General features: G+C 34.7%; 17 protein-coding genes, 1 pseudogene and 4 other annotated features. Of the genes and pseudogenes, 14 read left to right on the forward strand and 4 right to left on the reverse strand.

Features of this window, described 5'->3' with window-relative positions; genetic code table 11:
• Positions 1–142: 142 nt before the first annotated feature.
• Positions 143–1,276 carry an FAD-dependent oxidoreductase gene (locus ACYFX0_RS13045; RefSeq protein ID WP_460270691.1) on the reverse strand — a complete coding sequence of 378 codons (1,134 nt, stop codon included), beginning with the start codon at positions 1,274–1,276 and terminating at the stop codon, positions 143–145.
• A 258-nt stretch (positions 1,277–1,534) separates the two neighbouring features.
• On the opposite strand from ACYFX0_RS13045, the gene ACYFX0_RS13050 reads away from it, so the two are divergent.
• The 9 genes from ACYFX0_RS13050 (at position 1,535) to ACYFX0_RS13090 (ending at position 17,272) form a co-directional block, all read left to right on the forward strand.
• Entirely contained in the window at positions 1,535–2,662 is a 1,128-nt protein-coding gene (locus ACYFX0_RS13050) for a conserved virulence factor C family protein (RefSeq protein ID WP_340421658.1), read from the forward strand.
• 3 nt (positions 2,663–2,665) lie between these two features.
• Positions 2,666–3,049 carry a thiol-disulfide oxidoreductase DCC family protein gene (locus ACYFX0_RS13055; protein ID WP_017763087.1) on the forward strand — a complete coding sequence of 128 codons (384 nt, stop codon included), beginning with the start codon at positions 2,666–2,668 and terminating at the stop codon, positions 3,047–3,049.
• 83 nt (positions 3,050–3,132) lie between these two features.
• Positions 3,133–3,567, forward strand: coding sequence for a BrxA/BrxB family bacilliredoxin (locus ACYFX0_RS13060; RefSeq protein WP_000063708.1), 435 nt, complete (start codon positions 3,133–3,135; stop codon positions 3,565–3,567).
• A gap of 49 nt (positions 3,568–3,616) precedes the next feature.
• Complete coding sequence (locus ACYFX0_RS13065) at positions 3,617–4,393, forward strand: class I SAM-dependent methyltransferase (RefSeq protein WP_000637432.1); 777 nt, start codon at positions 3,617–3,619, stop codon at positions 4,391–4,393.
• A 40-nt stretch (positions 4,394–4,433) separates the two neighbouring features.
• Positions 4,434–4,648, forward strand: a binding site (T-box leader).
• Positions 4,649–4,693: 45 nt separating this feature from the next.
• Positions 4,694–6,382 (forward strand): arginine--tRNA ligase, encoded by a 1,689-nt coding sequence (gene argS, locus ACYFX0_RS13070; RefSeq protein WP_460270695.1) that lies wholly within the window; start codon positions 4,694–4,696, stop codon positions 6,380–6,382.
• 171 nt (positions 6,383–6,553) lie between these two features.
• A complete protein-coding gene (locus ACYFX0_RS13075) occupies positions 6,554–7,432 on the forward strand; it encodes a class I SAM-dependent methyltransferase (protein WP_016077792.1) in 879 nt (292 codons plus the stop codon).
• 316 nt (positions 7,433–7,748) lie between these two features.
• Positions 7,749–11,951 (forward strand): tetratricopeptide repeat protein, encoded by a 4,203-nt coding sequence (locus ACYFX0_RS13080; RefSeq protein WP_460270697.1) that lies wholly within the window; start codon positions 7,749–7,751, stop codon positions 11,949–11,951.
• Between the two features lie 92 nt (positions 11,952–12,043).
• Positions 12,044–12,283, forward strand: a binding site (T-box leader).
• Positions 12,284–12,337: 54 nt separating this feature from the next.
• Positions 12,338–15,439: an isoleucine--tRNA ligase gene (ileS, locus tag ACYFX0_RS13085; protein WP_460270699.1), complete on the forward strand. Its 3,102-nt coding sequence runs from the start codon at positions 12,338–12,340 to the stop codon at positions 15,437–15,439.
• A 321-nt stretch (positions 15,440–15,760) separates the two neighbouring features.
• Positions 15,761–17,272, forward strand: a complete 1,512-nt coding sequence (locus ACYFX0_RS13090; protein ID WP_000482263.1) for a M36 family metallopeptidase — start codon at positions 15,761–15,763, stop codon at positions 17,270–17,272.
• Positions 17,273–17,378: 106 nt separating this feature from the next.
• Here ACYFX0_RS13090 and ACYFX0_RS13095 read toward each other — a convergent pair whose 3' ends face one another.
• The gene (locus tag ACYFX0_RS13095; protein WP_081143858.1) at positions 17,379–17,858 is read right to left on the reverse strand and encodes a hypothetical protein; all 480 of its coding nucleotides are present in this window, start codon (positions 17,856–17,858) and stop codon (positions 17,379–17,381) included.
• A gap of 225 nt (positions 17,859–18,083) precedes the next feature.
• Positions 18,084–18,297 (forward strand) — a binding site (T-box leader).
• 105 nt (positions 18,298–18,402) lie between these two features.
• Between ACYFX0_RS13095 and aspS the strand changes: the two genes are divergently transcribed.
• The 3 genes and pseudogenes from aspS to ACYFX0_RS13110 all read left to right on the forward strand — a co-directional run bounded on the left by aspS (position 18,403) and on the right by ACYFX0_RS13110 (position 22,566).
• Positions 18,403–19,701, forward strand: a complete 1,299-nt coding sequence (gene aspS / locus ACYFX0_RS13100) for an aspartate--tRNA(Asn) ligase (RefSeq protein ID WP_001084710.1) — start codon at positions 18,403–18,405, stop codon at positions 19,699–19,701.
• Between the two features lie 206 nt (positions 19,702–19,907).
• Positions 19,908–20,156: a binding site (T-box leader), on the forward strand.
• 116 nt (positions 20,157–20,272) lie between these two features.
• Positions 20,273–21,613, forward strand: coding sequence for a sodium-dependent transporter (locus ACYFX0_RS13105; protein WP_016077788.1), 1,341 nt, complete (start codon positions 20,273–20,275; stop codon positions 21,611–21,613).
• Positions 21,614–21,689: 76 nt separating this feature from the next.
• Positions 21,690–22,566, forward strand: a pseudogene (locus ACYFX0_RS13110) (alpha/beta fold hydrolase).
• Positions 22,567–22,602: 36 nt separating this feature from the next.
• On the opposite strand, the gene ACYFX0_RS13115 reads toward ACYFX0_RS13110, so the two are convergent.
• Positions 22,603–23,178, reverse strand: coding sequence for a nucleotidyltransferase family protein (locus ACYFX0_RS13115; RefSeq protein ID WP_016077786.1), 576 nt, complete (start codon positions 23,176–23,178; stop codon positions 22,603–22,605).
• Between the two features lie 35 nt (positions 23,179–23,213).
• Positions 23,214–24,011 (reverse strand): lipid II flippase Amj family protein, encoded by a 798-nt coding sequence (locus tag ACYFX0_RS13120; protein ID WP_000028911.1) that lies wholly within the window; start codon positions 24,009–24,011, stop codon positions 23,214–23,216.
• 190 nt (positions 24,012–24,201) lie between these two features.
• Here ACYFX0_RS13120 and ACYFX0_RS13125 point away from each other — a divergent pair, with 190 nt between their 5' ends.
• Positions 24,202–24,867 carry an HAD family hydrolase gene (locus ACYFX0_RS13125; protein ID WP_016077785.1) on the forward strand — a complete coding sequence of 222 codons (666 nt, stop codon included), beginning with the start codon at positions 24,202–24,204 and terminating at the stop codon, positions 24,865–24,867.
• A 205-nt stretch (positions 24,868–25,072) separates the two neighbouring features.
• A complete protein-coding gene (locus ACYFX0_RS13130) occupies positions 25,073–26,512 on the forward strand; it encodes a GntP family permease (protein WP_016077784.1) in 1,440 nt (479 codons plus the stop codon).
• Positions 26,513–26,547: the final 35 nt, after the last annotated feature.

Here is a 26,547-nt window from a genome sequence, read left to right on the forward strand (position 1 = left end):
TTTATCTACTCCTAACACAAACAATTATAGCTGTTTAATAGATAATCTCAAATAGAATCTTACGTCAGAATTCAGTTTATTGTTTTATAAAGCTCTATATAATCGAAAGCAAGATAGAAAGAATTCTGTTTATAGTTTCTTGTTATAAACGAAAACTATATAGTTCGTGTGCTTGCCTTTCAGAAATCCATTTTGGAATACGTTTCATTATTTCATTTCTTATTATAGTTAAAGGTTTACTTTCTATTTGCGCCATTTTTCCAACTGTCCACGCAGTGGTTGAGATTTTTTCAATTCTATCTCTTCTTTTTTGTTCGTATTCTATAAATGCTTGACGATAATGAGCATTATTTTCGATACATTCAGCCAGAATAATCGCATCTTCAATTGCTTGACAAGCACCTTGACCTAAATTCGGAGTAAGTGCATGGGCAGCATCTCCAATAAATACGATGCGTTTGTCAAAAAATTGTTTCATTGGAGTGATGTCTACAATATCACGATGAATCATATTAACGTCAGATGCGTTTTTTAAAATAGCTGGAATGGGATTATGATAATTTTTGAAGTGATTATATAAATCTGCTGTTGTGTAAGCTTTGTATTTTGAATCTCTAGCTTTAGCGTTTATGAGTGCATACCAGTATACTTCATTGTTGGGAAGAGGGACGATACCAAATCTACCGTTTGTTCCCCAAGTTTCAATAAAATCGTTTGTTAAAGAAAGGTTATTAGTAGGAGTTACGCCGCGCCAACACGTATAGCCTGCATAACGGTAATTATCGCCTTGTGTTACTTGTTTTCGAACGACAGAATGAATACCATCAGCCGCAATGAGTATATTGCCGAGTGCTTCACTACCATCTTGAAATACTATTTTTAAGGCGTTTTCTTCATTCTGTTCTATTTTTACGCATTCTTTTCCCCATTCGACAGTATCCTCTTTTAGTTCAGAAAGTAATAATTGATGTAAATATTTTCTATGAATGGAGTACATTTTTGGATAGCAAGTTGGAATAATTAATTTATTGAAAGTAGTTCCTTTTTCGGATACAAGGTTAAAACCGTCACTTTCGTTGCCGAATTTTTTGATTTTCTCAGAAATTTCGTATAATTCCAGTGCTTGCATTGCATTTGGGGCAATGATAATACCTGCACCAGCAACAGTGGGTTCAGTTTTTTTGTCATATACTTTTACATCTAATCCTATTTTTTGTAGGGAAATTGCTGCACAAAGTCCAGCGATACCGCCACCAATAATTATGACATTATTCATTTGTTATCCCTCCACTTATAAATGACTTAACTCATAAAATGACCAAGGTCATTTTATGAGTTAAGGTTAATTTCTTTTTATGTAATTGTCAATTAGACTTTTAACTATAGTTTTGGAAAGATTAGGTGAAAATAGAATGAATAAAGCTTTTCAGAAATGTAGAAAAGGAATTAGTAAAATTAAGCATCCGAGTAGGAGTATAGAGTGATAACATGTTACAATACAGCTAAGAACATGCAATAAAGGAGAGTTTTTTACGTGAAGATTAAAGCAATTGAACCGACGCCAAGTCCAAATACAATGAAAGTTATTTTGAATGAAGTATTACCATCAGGAGCGCGTAATAATTATACAAATGAAAATAAAGAACAAGCGCCAATGCAAGTGCAAGAAATTTTGAAAATTGAAGGCATTAAAGGTGTATATCATGTAGCCGACTTTTTAGCAGTGGAGCGAAATGCGAAGTATGACTGGAAAGTTTTATTACAACAAGTTCGTGCTGTTTTCGGCGAAGAAGTAGTGGAAGAAAGTGAAGAACAACAACTTGCTCATTTTGGAGAAGTGAAAGTGTTTGTTCAAATGTTCTTTACAATTCCAATGCAAGTAAAGTTAACAGATGGAACGACGGAAGAACGTGTTGGTTTACCAGATCGTTTTAAAGAATCAATTATGAAAGTGCAAATGTCTGCACCAAACGTTGTAAAAGAGCGTAAATGGGTGGAACAAAGTACACGTTACGGTAACTTTGAAGAAATCGGGAAAGAAGTAGTGGAAGAGATTGTTGCTGCTTATTCAGAAGAACGTGTAAATGAAACGGTTAAAGAATTATTAAATCAAGCAGGTGCTGTTGAAGTAACGATTCAAAAGCGTGAGCCATATAAAGTAACAGAAGAGATGATGAAAGATGCTGACTGGAAAAACCGTTTTGCAGCATTAGAACAAATGGATCCTACTGAAGAAGATATTCCAGTGTTGAAGATGGCGTTAGATGATGAAAAAGTTTCGATCCGCCGTTTAGCAACTGCGTATTTAGGTATGGTAAAAGGTGATGGAGTATTGCCATTATTATATAAAGCGTTATTAGATCGTTCAGTAAGTGTTCGCCGTACAGCAGGCGATTGCTTATCAGACGTAGGTGATCCAGCAGCGATGTTCGTTATGATTAAATCTCTGAAAGATTCAAGTAAATTAGTACGCTGGCGTGCAGCTATGTTCTTATTTGAGCTTGGAGATGAAAGTGCAATTCCAGCATTAAAAGCAGCGCAAGATGATCCAGAGTTTGAAGTAGCGATGCAAGCGCGTCTAGCATTAGAGCGTATTGAAGGCGGAGAAGAAGCAAAAGGTTCTGTATGGAAACAAATGACAGAGTCTCGTAAAGGGGAATAATATATGATTGTTTTCTATGATAGTTGGTGTCCGATGTGTACGGCGGTTGCAGAACGTACGAAAAAATTAGATAAAAAAGGTAAGATGAAATTTGTTTCATTTCGAGATGAAGATGTAGTTGAGAAGTATGAGCTTTCTCAAGAACTACAAAGTAAGATGGAACAAAGACTGTATATTTTTAAAAATAATAAGTGGTATGACGGCATTCAGAGCATAAATGTATTAGCAAAGGCCGTACCATCTTATTGGTTTGCCGTTCCTTTTATAAAGCTATCTATCGTACTTGGTTTTGGAAGTAAAGTATACGATTATATCGCTAACAATAGAAAACTTGTCCCAGTTGGACATTGCCGCGGTGGGGTTTGTGAAATCCCTACAAAAAAATGAAATCATCGTAATCTTTCTTTTGCACCTAGTAATAGAGCGTGATATGATGAATTTGGAATGAAAGTTGAAGGAGAGATTACAAGATGTCAAATGCTTATGAAGAATACATGCGCCAAATGGTAATCCCAATGCGCCAAGAGTTAGTGCGTTCTGGGTTTGAAGAGTTAACTACAGAAGAAGCTGTAACAGAATTTATGGAAAATACATCAGGTACAACTTTAGTAGTTGTAAACTCTGTTTGTGGTTGTGCAGCTGGTTTAGCACGTCCATCAGCAGGTCAAGCGGTTGTTCGTGCTGAAAAACAACCTGATCATCTTGTAACTGTATTCGCAGGTCAAGATAAAGATGCTACCGCAAAAATGCGTGAATACTTCGGAGAAATCCCTCCATCTTCACCATCTATGGCATTATTAAATGGAAAAGAAGTTGTTCACTTCATTCACCGTCATGAAATTGAAGGTGCAACTATGGACGAAATTATTACGAACTTAGAACAAGCTTTCGAAAAGAATTGCTAAAGAAGGGGGAGAGTAAATCTCCCTCTTTTCTTTATATAGAGGTGAAACCATGATCGTAACAACAGCAGGAAGAACAAATAAAGAAATGACAGCATATGCAAAGGAGGTAGCAGAAGAATTAAATCGTTCTTTTATTTTACGTAATGATATACCAGTGCATAAATTACATGAGCAGTATGAACAAGATGTACTTGTCGTAGGAAAGAACCGATTAGCTATTTATCCGAAAGGTACGGAAGAATCATTTTTCTTTCATCCGAACTCAGCGATGTTTCGTGTGAAAAGGTTAATGCGTGGAGAGCACGATCCGTTTGTACAAGCTGCTAAATTAGAGAGCGGAATGACAGTGTTAGATTGTACGCTCGGTATGGCATCAGATAGTATTGTAGCTAGTTATGTTGTTGGTGAAAGTGGAACAGTAACAGGACTTGAAGGCAATGAATATATGGCTTATATCATGAAAAATGGTTTGAAAACATGGTCTTCATCTGTTTCTGAAATCGATGAAGCAATGCAAAGAATCCTAGTAAAGCAAACGGAGCATTTTTCATTTTTAGCGCAATGTGAAGACGATAGTTACGATGTCGTTTACCTTGATCCTATGTTTGAAGAAACTGTCATAGAATCTGACGGAATTAAAGGATTAAAACACTTCGCTTTGTATCATGATATTACTGATGAAACAATTGCGGAGGCGAAGCGAGTGGCGAGAAAGCGTGTCGTATTAAAAGATCATTTCCGTAGTTCTAGATTTGAAAAACACAATTTTCACGTATACAAAAGAAAAAGTGCTAAGTTTCACTTTGGTGTAATTGACCCTTGCTAATTGTTTGAAAAGATGTATAATAAGCAATAATTAATTAAATATACTGTCTGTGATGAAGAGAGTAGTCTTTTTTAGAAGGAAAGCGAGCTGGGGATGGTGTGAGCCTAGTACGGAAGAAAAAGATGAAGCGCACTTCGGAGATGCTTCTTGAACGAATAGTAGAGAAAGCCGAGGCCCCCTGTCCTCGTTATAAACGGGAAAGTGGTTCGTAACGAACAACAAGGGTGGTACCACGGGTTAAAACTCGTCTCTTTTTTAGAGACGAGTTTTTTGTGTTTTAAAAAATAAGGAGGTTAAATCATGGATTATAAAATGCAGTTTGCGGAAAGTTTATCTAATATTTTCACGAATGAACTAACGCAAAAACAAATTTTAGATTTAATTGAAACACCGAAACAAGATGAATTTGGAGATGCAGCGTTCCCATGCTTTTCATTAGCAAAGAAATACAAAAAAGCACCAGCTATTATCGCAAAGGAAGTTGCTGAGAAATTAAATAATCCGTTTTTTACGAAAGTAGAAGCCGTTGGTCCTTATGTAAATGTGTTTTTCAATCGTGAAACTGTAAGTGATGCAGTATTAAAAACGGTTTTAGCGGAAAAAGAAGAGTTCGGTCAAAACCACTTTGGCTGTGAAAAAACAGTAGTAATTGATTATTCCTCTCCTAATATCGCGAAACCTTTTTCGATGGGGCATTTACGTTCTACAATGATAGGAAATTCGCTGAAACATATCGCTGAAAAATGTGGCTATGAAGTTGTAGGAATCAATTATATTGGTGATTGGGGAACGCAGTTTGGAAAATTAATTACCGCATATAAAAAATGGGGAAATGAAGCAGTAGTTAAAGAGGATCCAATACGTGAATTATTTAAGTTATACGTTCAATTCCATGAAGAGGTAAAAGACGACGAAGAACTAGAAGAAGAAGGGCGTGCTTGGTTTAAGAAATTAGAAGAAGGTGATGAAGAAGCTGTTGAGCTTTGGAATTGGTTCCGTCATGAGTCCCTTAAAGAATTTTCTCGCATTTATGAACTTCTCGGTGTTGAATTTACTAATTTTCAAGGAGAAGCATTTTATAATAACTTAATGGAAGATTTTATTGGGATTTTAGAAGAGCATGATTTGCTTGAAGAATCAGAAGGCGCATTAGTCGTTAATTTAGAAGAAGAAGGAATGCCGCCCTGCTTAATTAGAAAATCAGATGGTGCGACGATTTATGCAACGCGTGACTTAACAGCAGCTTTATATCGTCAAAACACTTATGGGTTTGATAAAGCGCTATATGTTGTTGGTCCAGAACAAAGCTTACATTTCAATCAATTTTTCACTGTATTAAAAAAACTTGGCTATACTTGGGTTGATGGTATGGAACACGTACCGTTTGGCTTCATTTTAAAAGATGTTAAGAAAATGTCGACACGTAAAGGAAGAGTTATTTTACTCGAAGAAGTACTTGAGGAAGCAATTGAACTTGCAAAACAAAATATTGAAGAGAAAAACCCAAACTTAAAACAGAAAGAAGAAGTAGCAAAGCAAGTCGGTGTAGGGGCAGTTATTTTCCACGATTTAAAAAATGAGCGTATGCACAATATTGAATTCTCATTAGAAAACATGCTGAAATTTGAAGGAGAAACAGGCCCGTACGTACAGTACACACATGCACGTGCTTGCTCTATTTTAAGAAAAGAAAGTGTAGAATTTGAAACATGTACGTTTGCTTTAAAAGATGATCATAGCTGGAGTGTCGTAAAATTACTTAATAAATTCCCTCAAGTAATTGAAGCAGCTTTCAATAAAAATGAGCCATCAATCATTTCGAAATATGTATTAGATGTAGCACAATCATTCAATAAATATTACGGTAATGTTCGTATATTAGAAGAGAGCGAAGAAAAAGACAGCAGACTCGCATTGGTTTATGCTGTGACGGTTGTACTAAAAGAAGGATTACGTTTACTTGGGGTGGAGGCACCTGAGGAGATGTAGCATAAAAGGTGTATGTATCATTACAGATATGTATGCCTTTTTATTTGGTATAGGAGCCATGTAAGTAGTAATCTCACTTTATTAAACTAATTTCTGGGGGAATTAAAATGTAGGAATGTTTTTGTTAAATGGAGAATTGTAAGGGGTGTATATAAAAGGAGGCGTTAGACGTTGGAAACATACGATTGGAACAGTAAACTAGCGTATTTAAAAAACACGAGAGATTTATATTACAATAGCGATTATGTAAGTTTTCTAGTGAATTCAGTTTGGAAGATTTCTGATCCAGTACATGTTGTTGATTATGGCTGTGGATATGGTTATTTAGGGTTAGTTTTGTTGCCGTTACTTCCAGGTGGATCAACATATACAGGCATTGATAGCGGAGAAGCATTAATAGCTGAAGCGAGAGAGTTGTTTCGTTCCCTCCCGTATGAATCAGAATTTATTGAGGAAGATGCTACAGAAATTGAACTGAACGATAAATACGATATAGCAATCTGTCATGCTTTCTTATTACATATGAGTTCGCCAAAAACGATGCTACAAAAAATGATACATTCAATTAAAAAGGGCGGAAAAATAATCTGTTTTGAACCACATTGGATATCAAATATGTCTTCATACTCTTTAGATGGGGAGAAACAATCAGAATTTATTCAGTTAGGTGTTTTGCAGAAATTATTTGAAAGTGATACGAAAAGAAATGGTAAAGATGGCAATATAGGCATGAAAATACCGATATATTTAAGTGAATTAGGTGTGAAAAATATTGAGTGTAGAGTAAGCGATAAAGTGAACTTTTTAGATTCAAATATGCATCACAATGATAAAAACGATTTGTATCAATCATTAAAAGAAGAGGGGATTGCAGGCAATCCGGGTGATAAGCAGCAATTTATAGAATGTTTAATAGACAGAGGATTAACATATGATAATGCGCTAGCTCAATATGAAGCTGAACTCCGATTTTACAAAATATTTCATGTGCATTCTTCTTTAGTGTACGCTCCGAATATGAAAATTACATTTGGTGACATAGTATGTTAAAAGGTATGATATATAAGAATTGTCGTTTAATGTCGATAAGTCGGTATTCGACATATAATCGCTGATATATTTGAATTATCGGCGATATAATTTTATGTACTAAGTTCAGCTTTTACAAGATCAAAACTGCATGTTACGTTATTCCATATAATCAAACAAAATACAGAGAAAAGCAATCGTTTTTACTATATTTTGTTATAAATTTGAATAATATTAATTAATACCATCCATTATAAGAGATTTTAGTTGAATACATACTATATGGTGTGTAAAATCTAAGCAAGTAGCAGTATAAATATAAATTCGAGGTGAATGCATGCTAGATTTTAAGCAATTAGAAACTTGTTTGAAAGATAAGAGATTTGTAGACGGATTACAGGAAATAAATAATGAAATTGCATATATAAAAGAAACGAATACTTTATCCTATGTGAAGAATTGGCTTGCCAATATTCCTTCGCATAAGGAGTTTGATATATTAATTCGCCTTACTGATGAAGGGCTTATGCACCAATGCAGTTCATTTCTCATTCGCTACGCTTATAAAAAATTCCCAAATATGAGAACGCTCTCTTTATATTGTGATGAGTTAATTGATGAGCGAAAAATTCTTGAAGCAGAGCAGTTGTTAAAATCTTCTTTAGAAGAGTTAGGTAAAGAAGAAATAGATGCAGATTTTTTAGCGAAAACATATTTTACGTTAGTACGATGTCTTTTAGAAATGAAACGAAACGAAGAAGCGCTAATGTATATGAAAAAAGCAGAGGAGTACAGTACACGTGCAGTCTTTGATAAATGGGGCTACGTTTATATGCATACAGGTGAATGGGAGAAAGCGGAAGAACAATTTATTGCTGGCATACAGCATGAAGATTGTGAAGAGTTATCTACCTATTTATTATCACAATTGTATGCGAATAAAGGGGAACAAAAACGTGCAATACAGTTAATTGATGATGCGATTGTAAAGTTTCCACAAGTACCATATTTTCATTTTGAGAAGGTAAAGTATTTATTAGATTTAGAGCAATATGAAGAAATGTTAGCGGTAATAGATAACATAAATACTCAGCTGCCATATCATGCCTATAATACTTACTTTGTACATTTACGTGCAGAAGCGTTGTACAAAATGAATAAGTTTGCAGATTTACAAAAGCTATTAAGAGAAGAAAAGAGTTTAAAAGAATCTTTATATCATAATTTAGAAAAAAATCCGGATGGAAAAAAGGTTCACTTGCCGATAGTTCCTATTGTACAAAAGGATAATTATTGTGTTCCGACAAGTTTAGAGATGATGTTGCGTATATGGGGAGAGAAACGTACACAAGATGAAATAGCAGAGTTTATTTTTGATATGACAGGTTCGAAGTTTTCAGATACTGTTTCTTATTTAGAAGAATTAGGTTATGAATATCGTTATTTTAAAGGGAATGAAGAGAATTATAAGAGACTGATTGACGAAGGAATTCCTGTTTTATTAAGTATAGATATTGAGCATGCTTCACACGTACAAGTTCTATCTGGATATGATGATACATTGCAAGCTTTCTATGTTCAAGATCCAAACTTTATAGAACCAGTTCTTGTGGAATATAGTAAATTACAAGAAAAATATCGTTATACAGGCTGTTTAGCAATCACGTTTGTTCCGAAAGAAAAGAAGGAGCAACTAGCGTTTCTAAGTGAAGAAGAAAATCGTTATTTTAAATCTATTTTTTCTCTTACGGATCATTTAGATGAACATGACAAAGAGGGAATTAGTAACTTAGTACAATTTTTAAAAGAAACGAGTGATAATCCAAATACGTGGTTATATACGATAAAGCACTTAGATGTTGAAGTAGATAAAGAATTTATTTTATATTGTATCGATAAGTTAATGGAAAAGTTTCCGAACTCGGACTTTGTTAAATTGCATGGTGCACAGTGTTTTATTCGTCTTCAGGAAGTAGACAAAGCCGAGCAAATGCTGACAAGCGTTGAGAAGAAAAATAATCGTGCATTATATCATTTGATAAATGGAAGATATGCTTTTGAGCAGGAAAGTTATATAGAAGCAATTTCAAGCTTTCGTTCATCGTTACAATTAGACGCAGATCAGCCTATTGCTTGGAGTTTTCTCGCTTTATCCTATATGTATATTGATCAATCTGAAAAAGCATTGCAATACTCTCAAGTTGCGTTAGAGCGTAGTCCTGAAAGGTTTACTTTAACGAATCACGGTATAATATTAATAGATTTAGAAAGATATGAAGAAGCATATGAAATCTTTAATGACTTGTTAAAAGAATATAAATATGAAGCACATGTATGGTATGAACGAGCGAGATGTGCACATCAACTAGGAAAATTATATTTAGCAATAAAAGGGCTTAAAGTAGCGATTCATTTGGATAGTAATGCACCTTACATTTATACAAAACTTTCGGAAATATACGAATCTGATTTGAAGGATGAGGAAAGTACGAAAGAAATTTTATTAAACGGTATTGAGAATTGTGATGATAAAGCATCTCTTTACGTAAAATTAGGTGACTATCATTTTCAAAATGATAGCTTGGAAGAAGCAGAAGTATTGTATAATCGTGCTTTAGAAGAAAATGATGAGGATGTTTATTCTCACTTCGGACTTACACAAGTTTATATGGCAAGAGAACAATACAAGGAAGCAAAAGAATATATTCTTGGTCTTGAGAAGCAAATTGAAAAGAGCCAAGATTTCCTCATGAATGCAGGAATGGTTTTATGGGATGCTGAAATTGAACTTGGTGGAAATGAAGAAGGGTTTAAAGTAGCGCTATCTAAGTTAGAAAATGGTATAAAGAAAAGTGATTATAATGTAGCAAGTGCGTTAGATGAATATGTGAATCGAATTAAAGGAACGGAATTTGTACAACGAGGTATAGCGTTTTTAAGAACGTTACACAAAGAAAGAAATGAAGTAAGTGAGTACGGTTGTTATGCAGGTATTTTATATGAATCTATTGGACAGTACGGCCAAGCGATGAAAAGATATAGTAAGGCGATAGAACAAAAGGAAACGGCATTACCGTATTACCGAATTGGTGAAACACTTATGGCATTAGGACAATTGACGGAAGCAAAACAAGCGTATGAAACATGTTTAGAGCTTGATGGGAATTTCGTAGGTGTACATTTACAGCTTGCGGAAATATACGAAAAAGAAGAAAACCGTTTTAAAGAACAAAGTCATATGGTTCAGGCGATGAAAGAAGAGCCGTTGCATATTAATATGGAATATTTGGCACAGCTTTCAGTAGATATGAATCTTCAGGAAGAATTGTTGACTGAACTAGAACAATTAGCGGAAGAAGTACCTGAAATATGGCGTTTAGATGCGATTGCATATGTGCATGGTGCGATGAATGAAATAGATAAAGAACAAGCACAGATTGAATACGCGCTACAATTAGATGGTGAGCATATAGAAGTTCTATATCATTATGCAAAAGTATTAGTGAAAAAAAGAAATGTAAAAGCAATTGAAGTTGCAATGAAAGTAATACAAAAAGATTTTGATAATGAACGTATATTTGATGTTTATGTAAAAGCAGTAGAGCAACATAAAAAATTGTCTAACATACGAGATTTTCTTCATATGTTAAAGGTGAAAAAAGCAGAAAGAAGTACAGCATTCATGTATGCTGCAGCTGCGGTTACGGAAATATGGATTGAACGCCAGCTGCATGAACAGCCGAAACGATCTATCATTACGAGAGCTTTTTATCGTATGAAAAATCGTGCGAAAGAAATTTCAATGGTTACTATGATAATTGATTTATATGAAATCTCTTTAAAGTTAAATCCGAAAAATAGTATGGCAGCACAGCGATTTGCGCTATTTTATGAGAATGTAGAGATGAATAAAGAAGCGATAGACATTCTGCACACCTCACTAGAAAATAAATGGGATTATGAAGTAGCGAAGCAACTTGTAAATCTTTTCGTTGAGTGCGAGGAAGAAGATATGTTAAGAGATGCTTTGGAATTAACGAAGCAAATGGTTCGAGAACTACCAGATGATTATGATACTCTTCTTCTGCAAGCACAAGTATTCTTTAAAGCAGGGGAAGAAAGAAAAGCAGAAAAGATTACCTTACAATTAACGGAGCAAACACCGTTCGTAAGTAGAGCATTTCTTGCTTTAGGAGAAATATATCAAAGTCAAGAAAGGTTTGAAGAGGCAATTCAAGTATTAGAAAATGCTTCTATACATCATCCAAATGAAACAGTAATTCTTCTTTCTTTAGCGTCTTCATATCATGGTGCCGGCCAAACACTAAAGGCAGAAAAAATAACAAATGAAGTATTAACAATGGATGCAAGTGATTTGTTAGCAAGATATGATCGTGCTTGTTATTTAGCACAGTTAAATAGAAATGAAGAGGCGAAGGAAGAGCTTGAAATTGTCCTTCGTGAGGATGACTCGGGATTCTTTGTTGAACTTATTGAGGATGATGAAAATTTAGCAGCATTGCGAGAATTTGAAAAGTAATTGTATAAGAATAGGGGATAAGGATAAGAATATATTTTGAATTAGTTGACAATTAGTTGTCAAATGGCATAAAATAACTTTTAATAAAGTATACAAATCTGAAGACGAGAAAGAGTAAAATAGTGAACTGTTCTCCAGAGAGCCGGTATATTGCTGAAAGCCGGTGGGCAGAAGTTATTTGAAAATCATCTCCGAGGAGCCGAGGCTGAAAGTGAGTAAGCCCGGACGGATGTCTACCGTTACAAAGAACACGTATGATAGTACGTTGCTAAGCGCTATTAGTGAAAAGCTAATAGAATTAGGGTGGTAACGCGGGTAAACCCGTCCCTACTTCATAGGGGCGGGTTTTTTGTGTGCTTTTAAAACATTCAAAGGAGTGATTGTAGATGAAGAAAGTAGATGTAAAAGAGTCAGCTGTAGGGAGAGAAACACGTATTCGTAAGCAGTGGAACGAACAAAGCATTTTTGAACAATCAATTCAGAATCGAGAAGGCGCGCAATCGTTTGTGTTTTATGAAGGGCCACCAACGGCGAACGGTTTACCACACGTCGGCCATGCACTTGGTCGGGCAATTAAAGATTTAGTAGCAAGATATAAAACGATGGCTGGTTATAAAGTAGTAAGAAAAGCAGGATGGGATACACACGGTTTACCTGTAGAACTAGGTGTTGAGAAGCAACTTGGTATTTCTGGTAAAAATGAGATCGAAGAATATGGTATTGAACCATTTATTCAAAAGTGTAAAGAGAGTGTTTTCACATATGAAAAGCAGTGGCGTGAATTCACTGAAAGTATTGGTTATTGGGTAGATATGGATGATCCATATGTAACTTTAGAGAATCCATATATCGAAAGTGTATGGCATATTTTGGGGACGATCCATGAAAAAGGATTGTTATATAAAGGACATAGAGTTTCACCATACTGCCCAAGCTGCCAAACCTCATTGAGCTCACATGAGGTTGCACAAGGGTATAAAACAGTAAAAGATTTAAGTGCAACTGTGAAGTTTAAGGTGAAAGATAGTGAAAATGAGTATTTCTTAGGTTGGACAACGACACCTTGGACACTTCCAGCAAACGTAGCGCTTGCTGTCCATCCAAATATGGAATACGTTAAAGCAAAACAAGAAGGTCATGTATATATTGTTGCGAAAGAACGTGTACAAGAAGTATTAAAAGAGAATTATGAAGTATTATCTGTTCATAAAGGCGAAGAATTATTAAACACATCTTATGCAGCACCATTTCCGATGAAAGAAGTTACAAATGGTTACCGCGTTATCGCAGCAGATTTTGTAACAGCAGATAGTGGTACAGGACTTGTTCATATTGCTCCAGCATATGGAGAGGATGATTATAGAGTCGTTCAAAGTGAAGGATTGTCATTCTTGCACGTTGTAGATGAAAAAGGTGAGTATACAGAAGCAGTACCATTTTTGAAAGGAAAATTTGTAAAAGATTGTGACGTGGATATCGTTCGTTATTTAGCGAAGGAAGGTTTACTGTATCATAAAGAAAAATATGAACATAGCTATCCGCATTGCTGGCGTTGTGATTCACCACTACTTTATTATGCAGGAGAAAGTTGGTTAATCCGAACAACTGCAATTAAAGATACATTTTTACAAAATAATGATTCTGTTACTTGGTATCCGGATCATATGAAACATGGACGATTTGGTAAGTTTTTAGAAAATATGGTGGACTGGAATATTAGCCGAAATAGATATTGGGGAACGCCATTAAACGTATGGGAATGTGAAAGTTGTAATCATCAGTTCGCACCGAAAAGCATTGCTGAATTAAGAAAGCATAGTACGAACGAAACACCAGAAGATTTGGAATTGCATAAGCCTTATGTAGATGAAGTGCAAGTCTGCTGCGGGAAATGCGGAGGAACAATGAATCGTACACCAGAAGTAATTGATGTTTGGTTTGATAGTGGTTCTATGCCATTTGCACAATATCATTACCCATTTGAAAATAAAGAGTTATTTGAAGAGCAGTTTCCAGCGGATGTTATTGCAGAAGGAATTGATCAAACACGCGGCTGGTTTTATAGTTTATTAGCAGTCTCAGCACTGTATACAGGAAAAGTACCGTATAAACGAGTGTTATCATTAGGGCATGTCTTAGATGAAGAAGGACAGAAAATGTCTAAAAGTAAAGGGAATGCACTAGACCCAGTTGATTTAGTAGATAAGTTTGGTGCAGATGCGCTAAGATGGGCTTTACTTGTTGATAGTGCCCCGTGGAATGCGAAGCGTTTTTCTGAAAGAACAGTACTGGAAGCGAAATCTAAATTTGTAGATACATTAGTCAATGTGTATAGCTTCTACGTTTTATATGCAAATTTAGATGAGTATAATCCGAAAGAAACGTATAATGTAAAGCTTACGAAATTAGACGAATGGGTATTATCAAGATTGCATAGTACAACGAAAAAAGTGAGAACAGCACTTGATGATTATCAATTTACGAATGCAGCTCGTGAAATTGCAGCACTTGTAGATGAAGTGAGTAACTGGTATGTAAGACGCTCACGTAATCGTTTCTGGGAATCTGGTATGAACGCTGAAAAAGCTGCTGCGTATGAGACACTTCATGAAGTACTTGTAACAATTAGTAAATTAATTGCACCATTCACACCGTTTGTCGCGGAAGACATTCATCTTAATTTAGAAGGAAGTAGTGTTCATTTAGCTGATTATCCAGTTGTAAATGAATTACTACTTCAGCCGAAATTAGAAGCGGAAATGGATGCTGTTTTACAAGTTGTTGAACTTGGAAGAAGTAACCGTAATCAGCATTCTTTAAAAGTAAAACAGCCGCTAGCAGAATTTGTATTACTTGAGCATAACGAGAATGATATGGATTGGGAATCTTATCGTGATATCGTTATGGATGAGTTAAATGTAAAAGCGTTCCATGTTGAACTCGATGAAACAAAATACACATCATATCAATTGAAGCTTAATTTTAAAACAGCGGGGCCGAAGTTCGGTAAAAATGTGAATGCAGTGAATGGTTGGCTAAAACAATTATCACAAGAAGAAGTGCAAAACTTTGTATCAACAGGAAGAGCAGTTTACGAAGCAACACCAGGAGAAGAAGTAGTTGTAACTGCTGAAGATGTGTTAGTTGAGAAAGTTGCAAAATCAGGATTCTCTAATACGACTAACGGACAATACACAGTTATGTTAGATACGAATGTAACGGAAGAATTGTTACAAGAAGGAGTAGCGCGTGAATTCATTCGTGCGGTTCAAGAATATCGTAAACAGTTGAATTTACCAGTTAATTTACGAGTCGATGTTATTCTCGATACAGAAGTAGAGCTACAGCGAACGTTAACGAACCATAAAGATTTATTGGAAGAAAACTTACTCGTTGAACAATTTACATTTGGTCACTTAACGAACGAAGACGATGAACTTTCTTTAGGTGAGACAAAACTTAGAATTAAATTAAGTGCGGCTAATTAAAGAAAAAAGGAAGTTGGAATGATTCCAACTTCCTTTTTTGTATGATTAGAATTTATTTGACTATACATTCGATAGGATTACTAGCAATTTTCTTTTTTCATAGCGTACCGAAAACAATACTGTAGAAATATATTTCTACAGTATTGTTTTCACTTTACACATAAATATTGAGAAAATTTCACTTACCTCAAATGGAAAGGTAATAGAATTGTCCATAGAGAATTACTCCTAGATTCAATTTTTATCCCTCCATTTTGTGGAGAATGATTGCTGAGTGGTAACGGGATAAGGTTGAGCTACTTTATTAGGGGGAGTGGTTCTATGTTTAATAAAAAAATGGTGGCAATGGCAATGACTGTGCCGTTAGTAATGGGGACGATTTCTACGGTTTCGGCATTGGAAAAACAACAGCAAGTAAAGTTAGAAGCTTATTCGCCACAGAAAAAAGCAACTGAATATTTAAAAGAAAATGCTGCGCAGTATGGATTGAAGGCAGACCTTTCAGACTTGCAATATATTTCTACAACAGAAACGTCAGTAGCTTCATATGTTAGGTTCCAACAAGTTGTTAACGGTGCTCCTGTATTTTCAAAACAAATTACAGTTACTCTTAACGGAGAAGGAAAGGGAGTACTCGCTGTTTCTGATTATCAGCCTGTTACAGGTGTGAAGGAAGTAACGACAAAAATTAGTGAAAAAGATGCAATACAAAAATCAATGGCGTATGTTGGAGAAGCAAGTGAGCAAAACTTATGGGCTCCTACAGAGAAAGAATTCGGATATATTGTTGAAGAAGGAATGGCTCGTCCAGTATATAAAGTTGTAGTCCATTCTAATAATCCATTTGGTGCATGGGAAACATTTATTGATGCAGAAAATGGAAAGTTAATTAAAAAGGTTGATATAAACCGAAAAGCTGAAGGGTCAGGAAAAGTATTTTTACCTAACCCAGTAGTATCTAGCGGTAGTAAAGTAGGCTTAAAAGATAATAACGATGCAGATTCAACAGCTCTAACGAACCAACTGAAAACTGTTACGTTAAAAGGTTTAGATGGAACAGGATTTTTAATTGGAGAATATGTAACGATTTCTTCAAAAGCGAAAACAAAATCTACGAATTTACAATTTAACTATACACGTGCAAATGATAGCTTTGAAGATGTGATGTCGTATTATCATATCGATACATTACAGCGTTACATTCAAGGGTTAGGTTTTAAAAATATTAATAACCGTTCGATAAAAGTGAATGTTAATGGTACAACTGATGATAATTCATTCTATTCTCCATCAACAAAAGCTTTAACTTTCGGTACTGGCGGTGTTGATGATGCAGAAGATGCTGGTATTATCGCACATGAGTATGGGCATTCGATTCAAGATAACCAAGTTCCTGGCTTTGGTAGTTCAGCAGAAGGCGGAGCGATGGGAGAAGGATTTGGCGACTTCTTAGGTGCTACATATGAAGATGCAGTATCGACTACAGGATACGGAAAAGCATGTGTTGGAGAATGGGATGCGACAGCTTACTCTAGTTCAGATCCAACATGCTTACGCCGATTAGATACGAATAAAGTATATCCGAAAGATATAACGAATGAAGTGCATGATGATGGTGAAATTTGGGCACAAGGTCAATACGAAATGGCACAAGCTTTTGGCCGTGATGTAGCAACAAAAATCATTTTACAATCACACTGGTCATTAACACCAAACTCTAAATTCAGTGATGGAGCAAAAGCGATTAAGCAAGCAGATGCTCTTTTATATGGCGGACAACATGCTGCTGATATCGATCGTATTTGGGCAGCGAGAGGCATTAGTACGAATTAATATAAAAAGTCGTGGCATTATAAGCCACGACTTTTTAATTTGCTTACGAACTGGTACTAGTAAATAAAGCTATATCAATGATAGTGTGAATATATCCGTATCCCATTTACTTTTTAGCTTCTTTAAAAACAAAATGTTCTTTAAATTTTCTAGATTCAACTTTTTGACCATTTCGCATCAATCGGAATGGGTGTTCTTGCCATGTAATAATAACATCAACCTCATCCGCTTTTGTAGCAACAGGTAAATTAGCGTGTTCAAATCCAGTTTTTCCACTTGCTAAACGACTTTCCTTTAGGGAAAAGAGTTCATATTTCGTTTTCTTATTTGGTTCGTTGCGGAATACTTCGACGTTTACGTTATATACTTCACTATTCCCGATATTCTTTACTGAAAAATGATATGTTTGAAATTCATTTTTTTTAGCTTGAAGCATATTTTTGTTTGTTTTTTTCGGTTTATCAATATTCACTAGCCATTGACCAGAGTTTTGAGAGATTGGTAAAGATTTTGGTGAATAGGCGTATGTTTCGTTTACTACAATTAGGCAAAACAATAGGAGAAAGAAACTAATTGCTTTTTGCATATGCACACCTCGCTTTAAATTTGTTTATTAATATGCGTGAAAAATACGGTTTTTATGTAAAAATTGGGAAAATATTAGATGTGTAATTTCGGATTTGATACATAAGAATATGTATTACAAAATTAACTTTTCCCGTTTTAGAAGCAGTTAGGAGTTAGAAAATCAGAATGTTTCAAAAAAATTCTTGCATTTTATAAAGCGATAAGTTAGAATACTCTGTAAATATAAAAAGTGATGATCAGGAAAAGTACATGGTGCAAAGGTCTACAGAGAGCAGCCGGTTGCTGAGAAGGTTGTGATACCGCATGATGGAAAGACACCTGTGAGTGTTGCTTTGAACGTGATTATTAGTAAAAGCAAACGGTACCTACCGTTATCAGGGCTAAGATGGTCAGTATGACAATTTGGGTGGTACCGCGGAAAAAAATCCGTCCCTATTTATAGGGGCGGATTTTTGTATTCTTTGAAAGGGGGTGAGTGACCGTGGATGATGACGATGACAACAATAACGTAAATAAATATAAAATTACTGGAGGGAAAAATAATGAATTCAATAATGAAGCGTTCACTCACAAAAGAATGTATGGAACAAAGTGGAAAGGTTGTATTACTTCAAGGATGGGTAAAAAAAATTCGGCATCTTGGAAATGTTAGTTTTTTATTATTACGGGACAGAACAGGAGTAATTCAATGTGTATTAGAGAATGGATTGGCTGGATATAAAGTTGATGTAGAAAGTGTTGTCCATGTAATCGGTGAAATAGTCGAGACGTCGAAAACAGAATTGGGTGTTGAAGTACTTGCTCATGAAGTGAAAGTAATAAACGGTGCAGAACCACTTCCATTTGAAATAAATAAAAAGAAGTTACAAGTGGGCTTAGATCAACTACTTAATGAGCGAGTAATATCATTAAGGCATGAGCGAACCGCAGCGATTTTTAAAGTGAAATCTACACTCGTTCAGAGCTTTAGTGAAATTCTTATAGAGAACGATTTCACACGGATCTTTACGCCGAAAATTGTTTCGCAAGGGGCAGAAGGAGGAGCAAATGTTTTTAAGCTTCCATACTTCCAAAAAGAAGCTTATTTAGCACAATCACCACAGTTCTATAAGCAAATGATGGTGGCAGGTGGGTTAGAACGAGTTTTTGAAATTGCACCTGTATATAGAGCGGAACATCATAATTCTTCCCGTCATTTGAATGAATATATATCGTTAGACGTAGAACTTGGTTTTATTCATGATTTTTATGAAGTGATGCAACTAGAAACGGATGTTTTACGATATATGTTTCAACAAGTAGCGAAAAAATGTGAAATAGAACTACAACTATTACAAATAGAAGTACCTGTTATTACTGAAATACCTAAAATTACATTGTTAGAAGCACAAGAAATTTTGAAAAGTAAGTATCGTAAAGAATCTCCTGTAGGGGATTTAGATACAGAAGGTGAAAAGTTACTAGGGAAATATGTAAAGGAAACATATAATAGTGAATTTGTTTTCATTACACATTATCCGAAAGAAGCGAGACCGATGTATACGATGCAAAATAAAGAGAATCCAGCTATTACTGATTCATTCGACTTATTATATAAAGGGTTAGAAATAACGTCAGGGGCACAGCGAATTCATAATTATGAAATGTTACTCGCTTCGTTTAAAGAAAAAGGATTACACCCAGAGAAATTTCAATCTTATTTAAATACATTCCGATACGGTTGTCCCCCGCATGGAGGTTTCGGAATTGGGTTAGAAAGGATTGTATATAAACTATTAGAATTAACAAATGTACGAGAGGCGAGTGCTTTTCCGAGAGATTGTACTCGTCTTATACCGTAAAAAGAATCTTCGCGATTATCGCGAAGATTCTTTTTATAGTTCGTTTGAAAAGATGAAAATATAGACTCTTTCTTTTGCTAATAAGCTTAGTAAAAGTGAGTTATCAATATGAACCATTTCGACAAAAAATTAATATACCCCTTGACAGTTACAAATATAACCGATATACTTCATATTAATTTCAAAAGAAAATATATTCTAAATATTACAATGTGTTGAATAGGAGTAGTAAGGTCATGTATTTGTACAGAGAGCTATGGGTTGGTGCGACATAGTCAAATGACATCCTGAACTCGCCTAGGAGCAGTAAGGTGGAACGGAATCACATTCTTAGTAAATCTTAACGGTTAACCTTCGATATTAGGTTTGTAATCAAACGATTACTACTAAGGTGGATTCATAATGGAATCAATAAGGGTGGTACCGCGTTAAGTAAATGGCTTAGCGTCTCTTTATATAGAGATGCTAGGCCATTTTTTTATTATATGGAAAAAGAAGTGGAGGGTTTATTTGGATAGGTCTATAAAATTTATTTATCTATATAAAAAGATTTAATTAGGAGGAAAATGAGATGAAACAAACGGAGCAATGGACTTCGAAATTAGGTTTTATAATGGCTGCAGCAGGATCAGCAATTGGACTTGGCGCAATATGGAAGTTTCCTTATATCGCGGGGAAGAGCGGGGGAGGAGCATTCTTTTTAATCTTTATATTATTTACTATATTAATTGGATTACCACTACTTATAGCTGAATTTATGATTGGACGTAGTACGCAGAAACAAGCAGTTGGCGCATTTAAAAGTATTGCACCAAATACAGGGTGGCACTGGATTGGACGCCTTGGTGTTGGAACGTGTTTTATACTACTTTCATTTTATAGTGTTGTAGGTGGATGGGTGTTAATTTATTTATTCAGAGGAATTACTGGACAACTAATTGCACCGGGACAAAATTACGGAGCATTATTTACTGAAACAATTGGGAATCCCACTTGGGCTATTATGGGACATTTCGCTTTTATGTTCATTACGATATGGGTTGTATCAAAGGGTGTACAAAACGGAATTGAAAAAGCAAGTAAATATATGTTGCCAGCATTGTTCGTTTTATTTGTCGCTCTTATTATTCGTTCGTTAACACTTGATGATGCTATGAAAGGTGTGAAGTTTTTCTTACAACCAGATTTCTCAAAGATTACTTCGGAAAGTATTTTGTTCGCAATGGGGCAATCATTCTTTGCAATTAGTATCGGGATTTCAATTATGGTTACCTATAGTTCCTATTTAAATAAAAAAGAAAGTTTACCAAAATCAGCAATAACAATTGTTGGATTGAATTTATTTGTTTCTTTATTTGCAGGTCTTGCCATTTTTCCGGCCGTATTTTCATTAGGAATGGAGCCGACAGAAGGACCTGGATTACTATTTATCGTATTACCATCTGTATTTAGTCAAATCCCATTCGGTGGATTTTTCTTAACAGTATTCCTTGCACTATTTACATTTGCGACATTAACATCGGCATTTTCTCTACTAGAAACTGTTGTTTCAGCATTAGCAAATGGTGAACAAGAAAAGAGAACGAAATTATCATGGCTGATCGGTTTCGGCATTTTCTTAGTAGGTATACCATCAGCGTTATCATTTGGAGTATGGAGTGATATTACGATTTTCGGAAAGAATATTTTTGATGCAGTAGACTTCTTATCTAGTAATATATTAATGCCACTTGGAGCACTATTTATTAGTATTTTCGTTTCATTCAAAATGGAAAAGAAGGTACTAGAAGCAGAGTTTTTTGTAGGTGGAAATTATGGAAAGAAAGTATTTACTTGTTGGGCATTTTTACTTCGATTTGTAGCACCGCTCGCAATCATTATCGTCTTTTTAAATGTAATAGGGATTATTTAACAATAAATGTTATACTATTCAGTAAAAAAAGAAGATGGTGATGTTTATGGCGAATTTGATAGAAACAGGAGAGTATATGAATATTAGAGGGAAAAAGCTATACGTTGAAACACATGGAAATCCTAAAAATAAGCCAGTCTTATACTTGCATGGTGGACCAGGAGAGAGTTGTTATGATTTTTCATTTCAATCAAGCGGAACGTTTAAAAGATTCTCTACATGTAATTATGATAGATCAAAGAGGTGTTGGTCGTTCAGAAAAAATTACTGAAGACGAAGCTTTTGGATTAAATGATTTGATTGAAGACTGTGAGGAATTAAAAAAAGTATTACAAATTGAGAAGTGGTCTATAATTGGACATTCTTTCGGTGGATATGTAGCATTGCTTTATGCGTCGATATATCCAAGTTCAATAGAGAAAATAATATTTGAAGGACCAACTTTTGATTTTGCATTAACAAGTAGAGCTTTGTTGCAAAAGACAGGGCATTTATTAAAAAAGTATGGAAAAGAAGAAGTAGCAAAAGAGTGCTTTGCTTATTCATCTAGCGATGCTAGTTCAGAAGAGTTGTTAGAAGCTTATATAAGATTAAGCGCTGAATTAGAAGAAAAAAGAATGGAGATTTACAATAATAAGGAAGATAGGACAGATGAGAGTTTATACAGTGATGAAGAGTGGGAAATATTTTCAAATCGCTCCAAAATGCACTTTGATAGATTAAAATTAGAGGGAGCATGTCATACATCATTATTATCAAAAATAAAAGATGTACAAAATCTAATGTTATTAATAGTAGGAAAACATGATGTAGTAACGTGTGAAGAACAAATTAAAACATTTAATAAAGATGCCCGAAACGGCAAGTATATCGTATTTGAAGAGAGCGGTCATTCACCTCATTATGAGGAAGCAGATAGATTTGCAGAAACAGTCATACATTTTTTGAAATGAAGAAAAGGGTGCTTCTATAAATGAGAGGCACTCTTTCTAAATTTCTGGATATGTGATTGTGATGTTAGGCCACTTACTTTGCCAATTCTTTTTTATAACTCTGTTTTTGTACATATGTAATCGTTCTTTCGATTTAAGAAAATGAGCTGTTGGTCTCACTTGTAACGAAAGGACATCTTCAATACCACATGGGGCTGTTAATATAACATTGTTTAGTTCATCAAGTGTAACTCCTAAAGCCGTTGCTGTTTCAGGGAATTTAGAAATAGCATTAACAGAAGAAGAATATGGTGGCATATTATTCACTACATGCATACGAGCTTGATTTTTTACAGACCAAGGGATAGTAGCATCAATATTCATTAATTTCGTTTCTAATGATTGTTCGTATATCTCATCTTGATGTAGACTATCATAATAAATCACATCAACATCAGGCATAGCCGTTTTAGCTTCATAGTCATGTAAAGTATCCCAAATTTTAGAACGAACAAAGCCGGCACAAACCCACCAATCAGGTAACTCTAGTGATTTTGCCATTTGTAATACATTCATCATCCATTCGTCGTTTTCTATTAAGCGAATGATATCTTGTTCTGTTTGTATAGTCATTTGTTATCTCACCTGCTTTTTTTTAGAGAGTAAATTTAATTCATAAGCTTTATAATCCATGTAATCCAGTAAGCACCTGGTATGAATAACAGTTGAGCTAGTAATGTACCAAAAAGTCTAGAAATCATTAGCCAAGCATACATTTTACTCATTGCTTCAGCACCTTCTTCTGATTGAAGAGCTCGCTCTGTTAAAAGAGCAATACGTGGATCTAGTAGCACTGTTAATAAAATAGTAGCAAAACCATTAATAAGACCGGAAGCTGTAGTGGCTTTTGTTGCGAAAGCTGGAATTAAAAAAGAAGCATATAGTGCGGAAAGAACTCCCGCTGTATAAATAGCAGTAGCAAACATGTTAATAAGCATAATACGCTTTGGAATACCACCGATACGCAGTCTATGAATCATTTCTAACTTTGGAAAGCGGACATATTTTTTTGTGTACTTTAATTTTTGAATGTTATTCGTTTTCATCATTCGAATGAAAGAACCGTCTGTTTCAAAGTTTTGAATGACATATCCAAATAGTTTTGTCAAAGTTGGATACAGTATAATCGCAAGCAATGTACCGATAGAAGCAGATAATAGTACAAGACGTATAATATGCTCTAAATCAATAGAAGGATCTAGTTTTGCTTCGTCCACAATCCCGCCAAGTAAAAAGGCTTGTAGTAAGTTTGACGTTCTTGAAATGAGTAATACGATTCCTACGACGGATAATGCGACAGCAATCTTCTTTAAACGAACCCCCGCTAATCGAATACTATAAGAGCTTGTTTCAACTGCGTGGATTACAATTGTGAAAGCCATTATAAAAATTAACGTAATTGACATTTGTTTCACCAGTTTCTATTAAAATAATTGTAACTTTTTTACTTTATCATATCTATCGTATTTTGTAACTGAAAGTATGTGACATATGGAAATTGATTTTTCGAAAAAATAGATAATGATAGTATAATAAGGAGAAGTGGAAGAGATGTTAGCAGTTATTTATACAGCAAATTAAGTGGAGGAATGAAACATGTATAAAACATTTCTATTTGATTTAGATGGAACTTTAACGGATCCGAAAGAAGGGATTGTAAATTCGGTTTTGTATGCGTTAAAAAAAGTAGGAATTGAAGAAGTACATATAAGTGAGTTAGATTCATTTATAGGTCCTCCTATTCAGCAATCATTCGTAGAGAGATATAATATGAGTGAAGGAGAGGTTGAACGTGCAGTTTTTTACTTCCGTGAGTATTTAAAGCAGCGTGGATTGTTTGAAAATAATGTATACGAGGGGATTCTGAAGCTCTTGCAACAATTAAAAAGTTCAGGAAATCGCATATTCGTAGCTACTTCAAAGCCCACTGTATTTGCGAAACAAGTTATAGAGCATTTTCAATTAACGAATTATTTCGAAGATATCATTGGAAGTAATTTAGATGGTACGAGAATAAAAAAAGAAGAAATAATTGCTCATATTTTACAAACAAATGAAGAACTAAATAAAGAAGAAATGATAATGATTGGTGATAGAAAGCACGATATAATAGGTGCGAATCAGAATGGAATTGTTTCAATTGGTGTTTTATATGGCTATGGCTGTGAGAAAGAACTGACTGAAGTTAGTGCGACTTACATAGTGAAAGATGTTGAAGAACTGTATCATTTTTGTGTAGGGAAAATTTTAATAAATCAGTAAATATAGGTACTAACAATCCCTTTATAACGTATGATGAGGAATTCGTTTCTGTTTAAAGGGATTTTTCATATGTAATCGAATATTTATAATTAGACATTTTTAGCATGAAAAAATTGTATGAATAAGAGGAGGGATGTCAGAATTAAAAGATTAGTAGAAGTTTATCAATAAATTTTAGAATATTCTGTTTAATGGAGGGGTAAAATTGGAGTTAGTTATTATATTATTAGCACTAAGTTTACTTATGTTCGTAGCATACAGAGGCTTTTCTGTTATTTTATTCGCACCGATATTTGCATTATTTGCAGTATTTTTGACAGAACCTAGTTATGTATTACCTTTCTTTTCTAATATCTTTATGGAGAAAATGGTTGGATTTATAAAGTTATATTTTCCTGTGTTTTTATTAGGAGCAATATTTGGAAAAGTAGTGGAAATGTCAGGAATTGCAGATTCTATCGCAAAAACGATTATTGAGTTAGTTGGTGAAAAACGTACTATATTAGCGATTGTATTAATGGGGGCTATTTTAACGTATAGTGGTGTTAGTGTGTATGTAGTAGTGTTTGCTGTTTATCCGTTCGCAGCTAAGTTGTTTCGACAAGCTAATATTCCAAAGCGTTTAATCCCTGGAACGATTGTTCTTGGAGCAGTAACGTTTACAATGGATGCGCTACCTGGATCACCACAAATTCAAAATGTAATACCTACAACATTTTTTAAAACGAATATTTATGCTGCACCGATACTTGGCATTGTAGGAGCAATTTTTGTTCTTACATTAGGTTTACTATATTTAGAGAGTAGACGTAAGAAGGCAAAAGCGGCAGGTGAAGGATATTTTGGTTTTAATGATGGAAATACTGAAATGGCAGCATCTTTGCAATTAGAACAAAAAAATATGCCATTAATTAATAACATTGAAATTACAAGAGCACAACAACTTATTGCATTTATACCACTTATTTTAGTAGGTGTAATGAATAAAGTGTTTACTATTATGATACCGAAGTGGTATCCAAGCGGTTTTGATTTTTCTGCAATTGGTATGAAAGCATTTGGAAAAGTAGAATTAAGTGCAGTGGTAGGAATTTGGTCTGTAGAATTGGCACTTATTATAGGGATCTTAACAACGTTATTATTATATTGGAAGCGAGTAGTAACAGGTTTCCAAGCTGGATTGAATACAAGTATTGGTGGAGCGCTACTTGCAACGATGAATACAGGAGCTGAGTTTGGATTCGGTGGTGTCATTGCAGCACTTCCAGGCTTCGCAATTATGAGAGATGGCATCTCTGCTACTTTCACAAATCCGTTAGTGAATGGTGCAGTAACGACGAATATTTTAGCTGGAATTACAGGCTCTGCATCAGGAGGAATGGGAATAGTATTAAGTGCAATGGGAGATAAATTTATTGCAGCGGCCAATCAATTTGATATTCCATTAGAAGTTATGCACCGTATCGTATCAATGGCATCAGGAGGAATGGATACACTACCGCATAACGGGGCTATTATTACTATTCTTACAGTAACAGGATTAACACATAAACAGTCCTATAAAGATATATTTGCTATTACAATTTTGAAAACGGTTGCTGTATTTTTAGTTATCGCGTTCTATACTTTAACAGGACTCTATTAAAAATTCGAATCGTAAAGATTCATCAAATCGATAAT

It is taken from the genome of Bacillus sp. NEAU-Y102, assembly GCF_054788175.1.

Excerpts from the sequence above, each read along its gene's own strand:
- ACYFX0_RS13045 (WP_460270691.1), bottom strand. The coding sequence starts at position 1,276 with ATGAATAATGTCATAATTATTGGTGGCGGTATCGCTGGACTTTGTGCA.
- ACYFX0_RS13055 (WP_017763087.1), top strand. The coding sequence starts at position 2,666 with ATGATTGTTTTCTATGATAGTTGGTGTCCGATGTGTACGGCGGTTGCA.
- ACYFX0_RS13060 (WP_000063708.1), top strand. The coding sequence starts at position 3,133 with ATGTCAAATGCTTATGAAGAATACATGCGCCAAATGGTAATCCCAATG.
- ACYFX0_RS13065 (WP_000637432.1), top strand. The coding sequence starts at position 3,617 with ATGATCGTAACAACAGCAGGAAGAACAAATAAAGAAATGACAGCATAT.
- argS (WP_460270695.1), top strand. The coding sequence starts at position 4,694 with ATGGATTATAAAATGCAGTTTGCGGAAAGTTTATCTAATATTTTCACG.
- ACYFX0_RS13080 (WP_460270697.1), top strand. The coding sequence starts at position 7,749 with ATGCTAGATTTTAAGCAATTAGAAACTTGTTTGAAAGATAAGAGATTT.
- ileS (WP_460270699.1), top strand. The coding sequence starts at position 12,338 with ATGAAGAAAGTAGATGTAAAAGAGTCAGCTGTAGGGAGAGAAACACGT.
- ACYFX0_RS13090 (WP_000482263.1), top strand. The coding sequence starts at position 15,761 with ATGTTTAATAAAAAAATGGTGGCAATGGCAATGACTGTGCCGTTAGTA.
- ACYFX0_RS13095 (WP_081143858.1), bottom strand. The coding sequence starts at position 17,858 with ATGCAAAAAGCAATTAGTTTCTTTCTCCTATTGTTTTGCCTAATTGTA.
- aspS (WP_001084710.1), top strand. The coding sequence starts at position 18,403 with ATGAATTCAATAATGAAGCGTTCACTCACAAAAGAATGTATGGAACAA.
- ACYFX0_RS13105 (WP_016077788.1), top strand. The coding sequence starts at position 20,273 with ATGAAACAAACGGAGCAATGGACTTCGAAATTAGGTTTTATAATGGCT.
- ACYFX0_RS13115 (WP_016077786.1), bottom strand. The coding sequence starts at position 23,178 with ATGACTATACAAACAGAACAAGATATCATTCGCTTAATAGAAAACGAC.
- ACYFX0_RS13120 (WP_000028911.1), bottom strand. The coding sequence starts at position 24,011 with ATGTCAATTACGTTAATTTTTATAATGGCTTTCACAATTGTAATCCAC.
- ACYFX0_RS13125 (WP_016077785.1), top strand. The coding sequence starts at position 24,202 with ATGTATAAAACATTTCTATTTGATTTAGATGGAACTTTAACGGATCCG.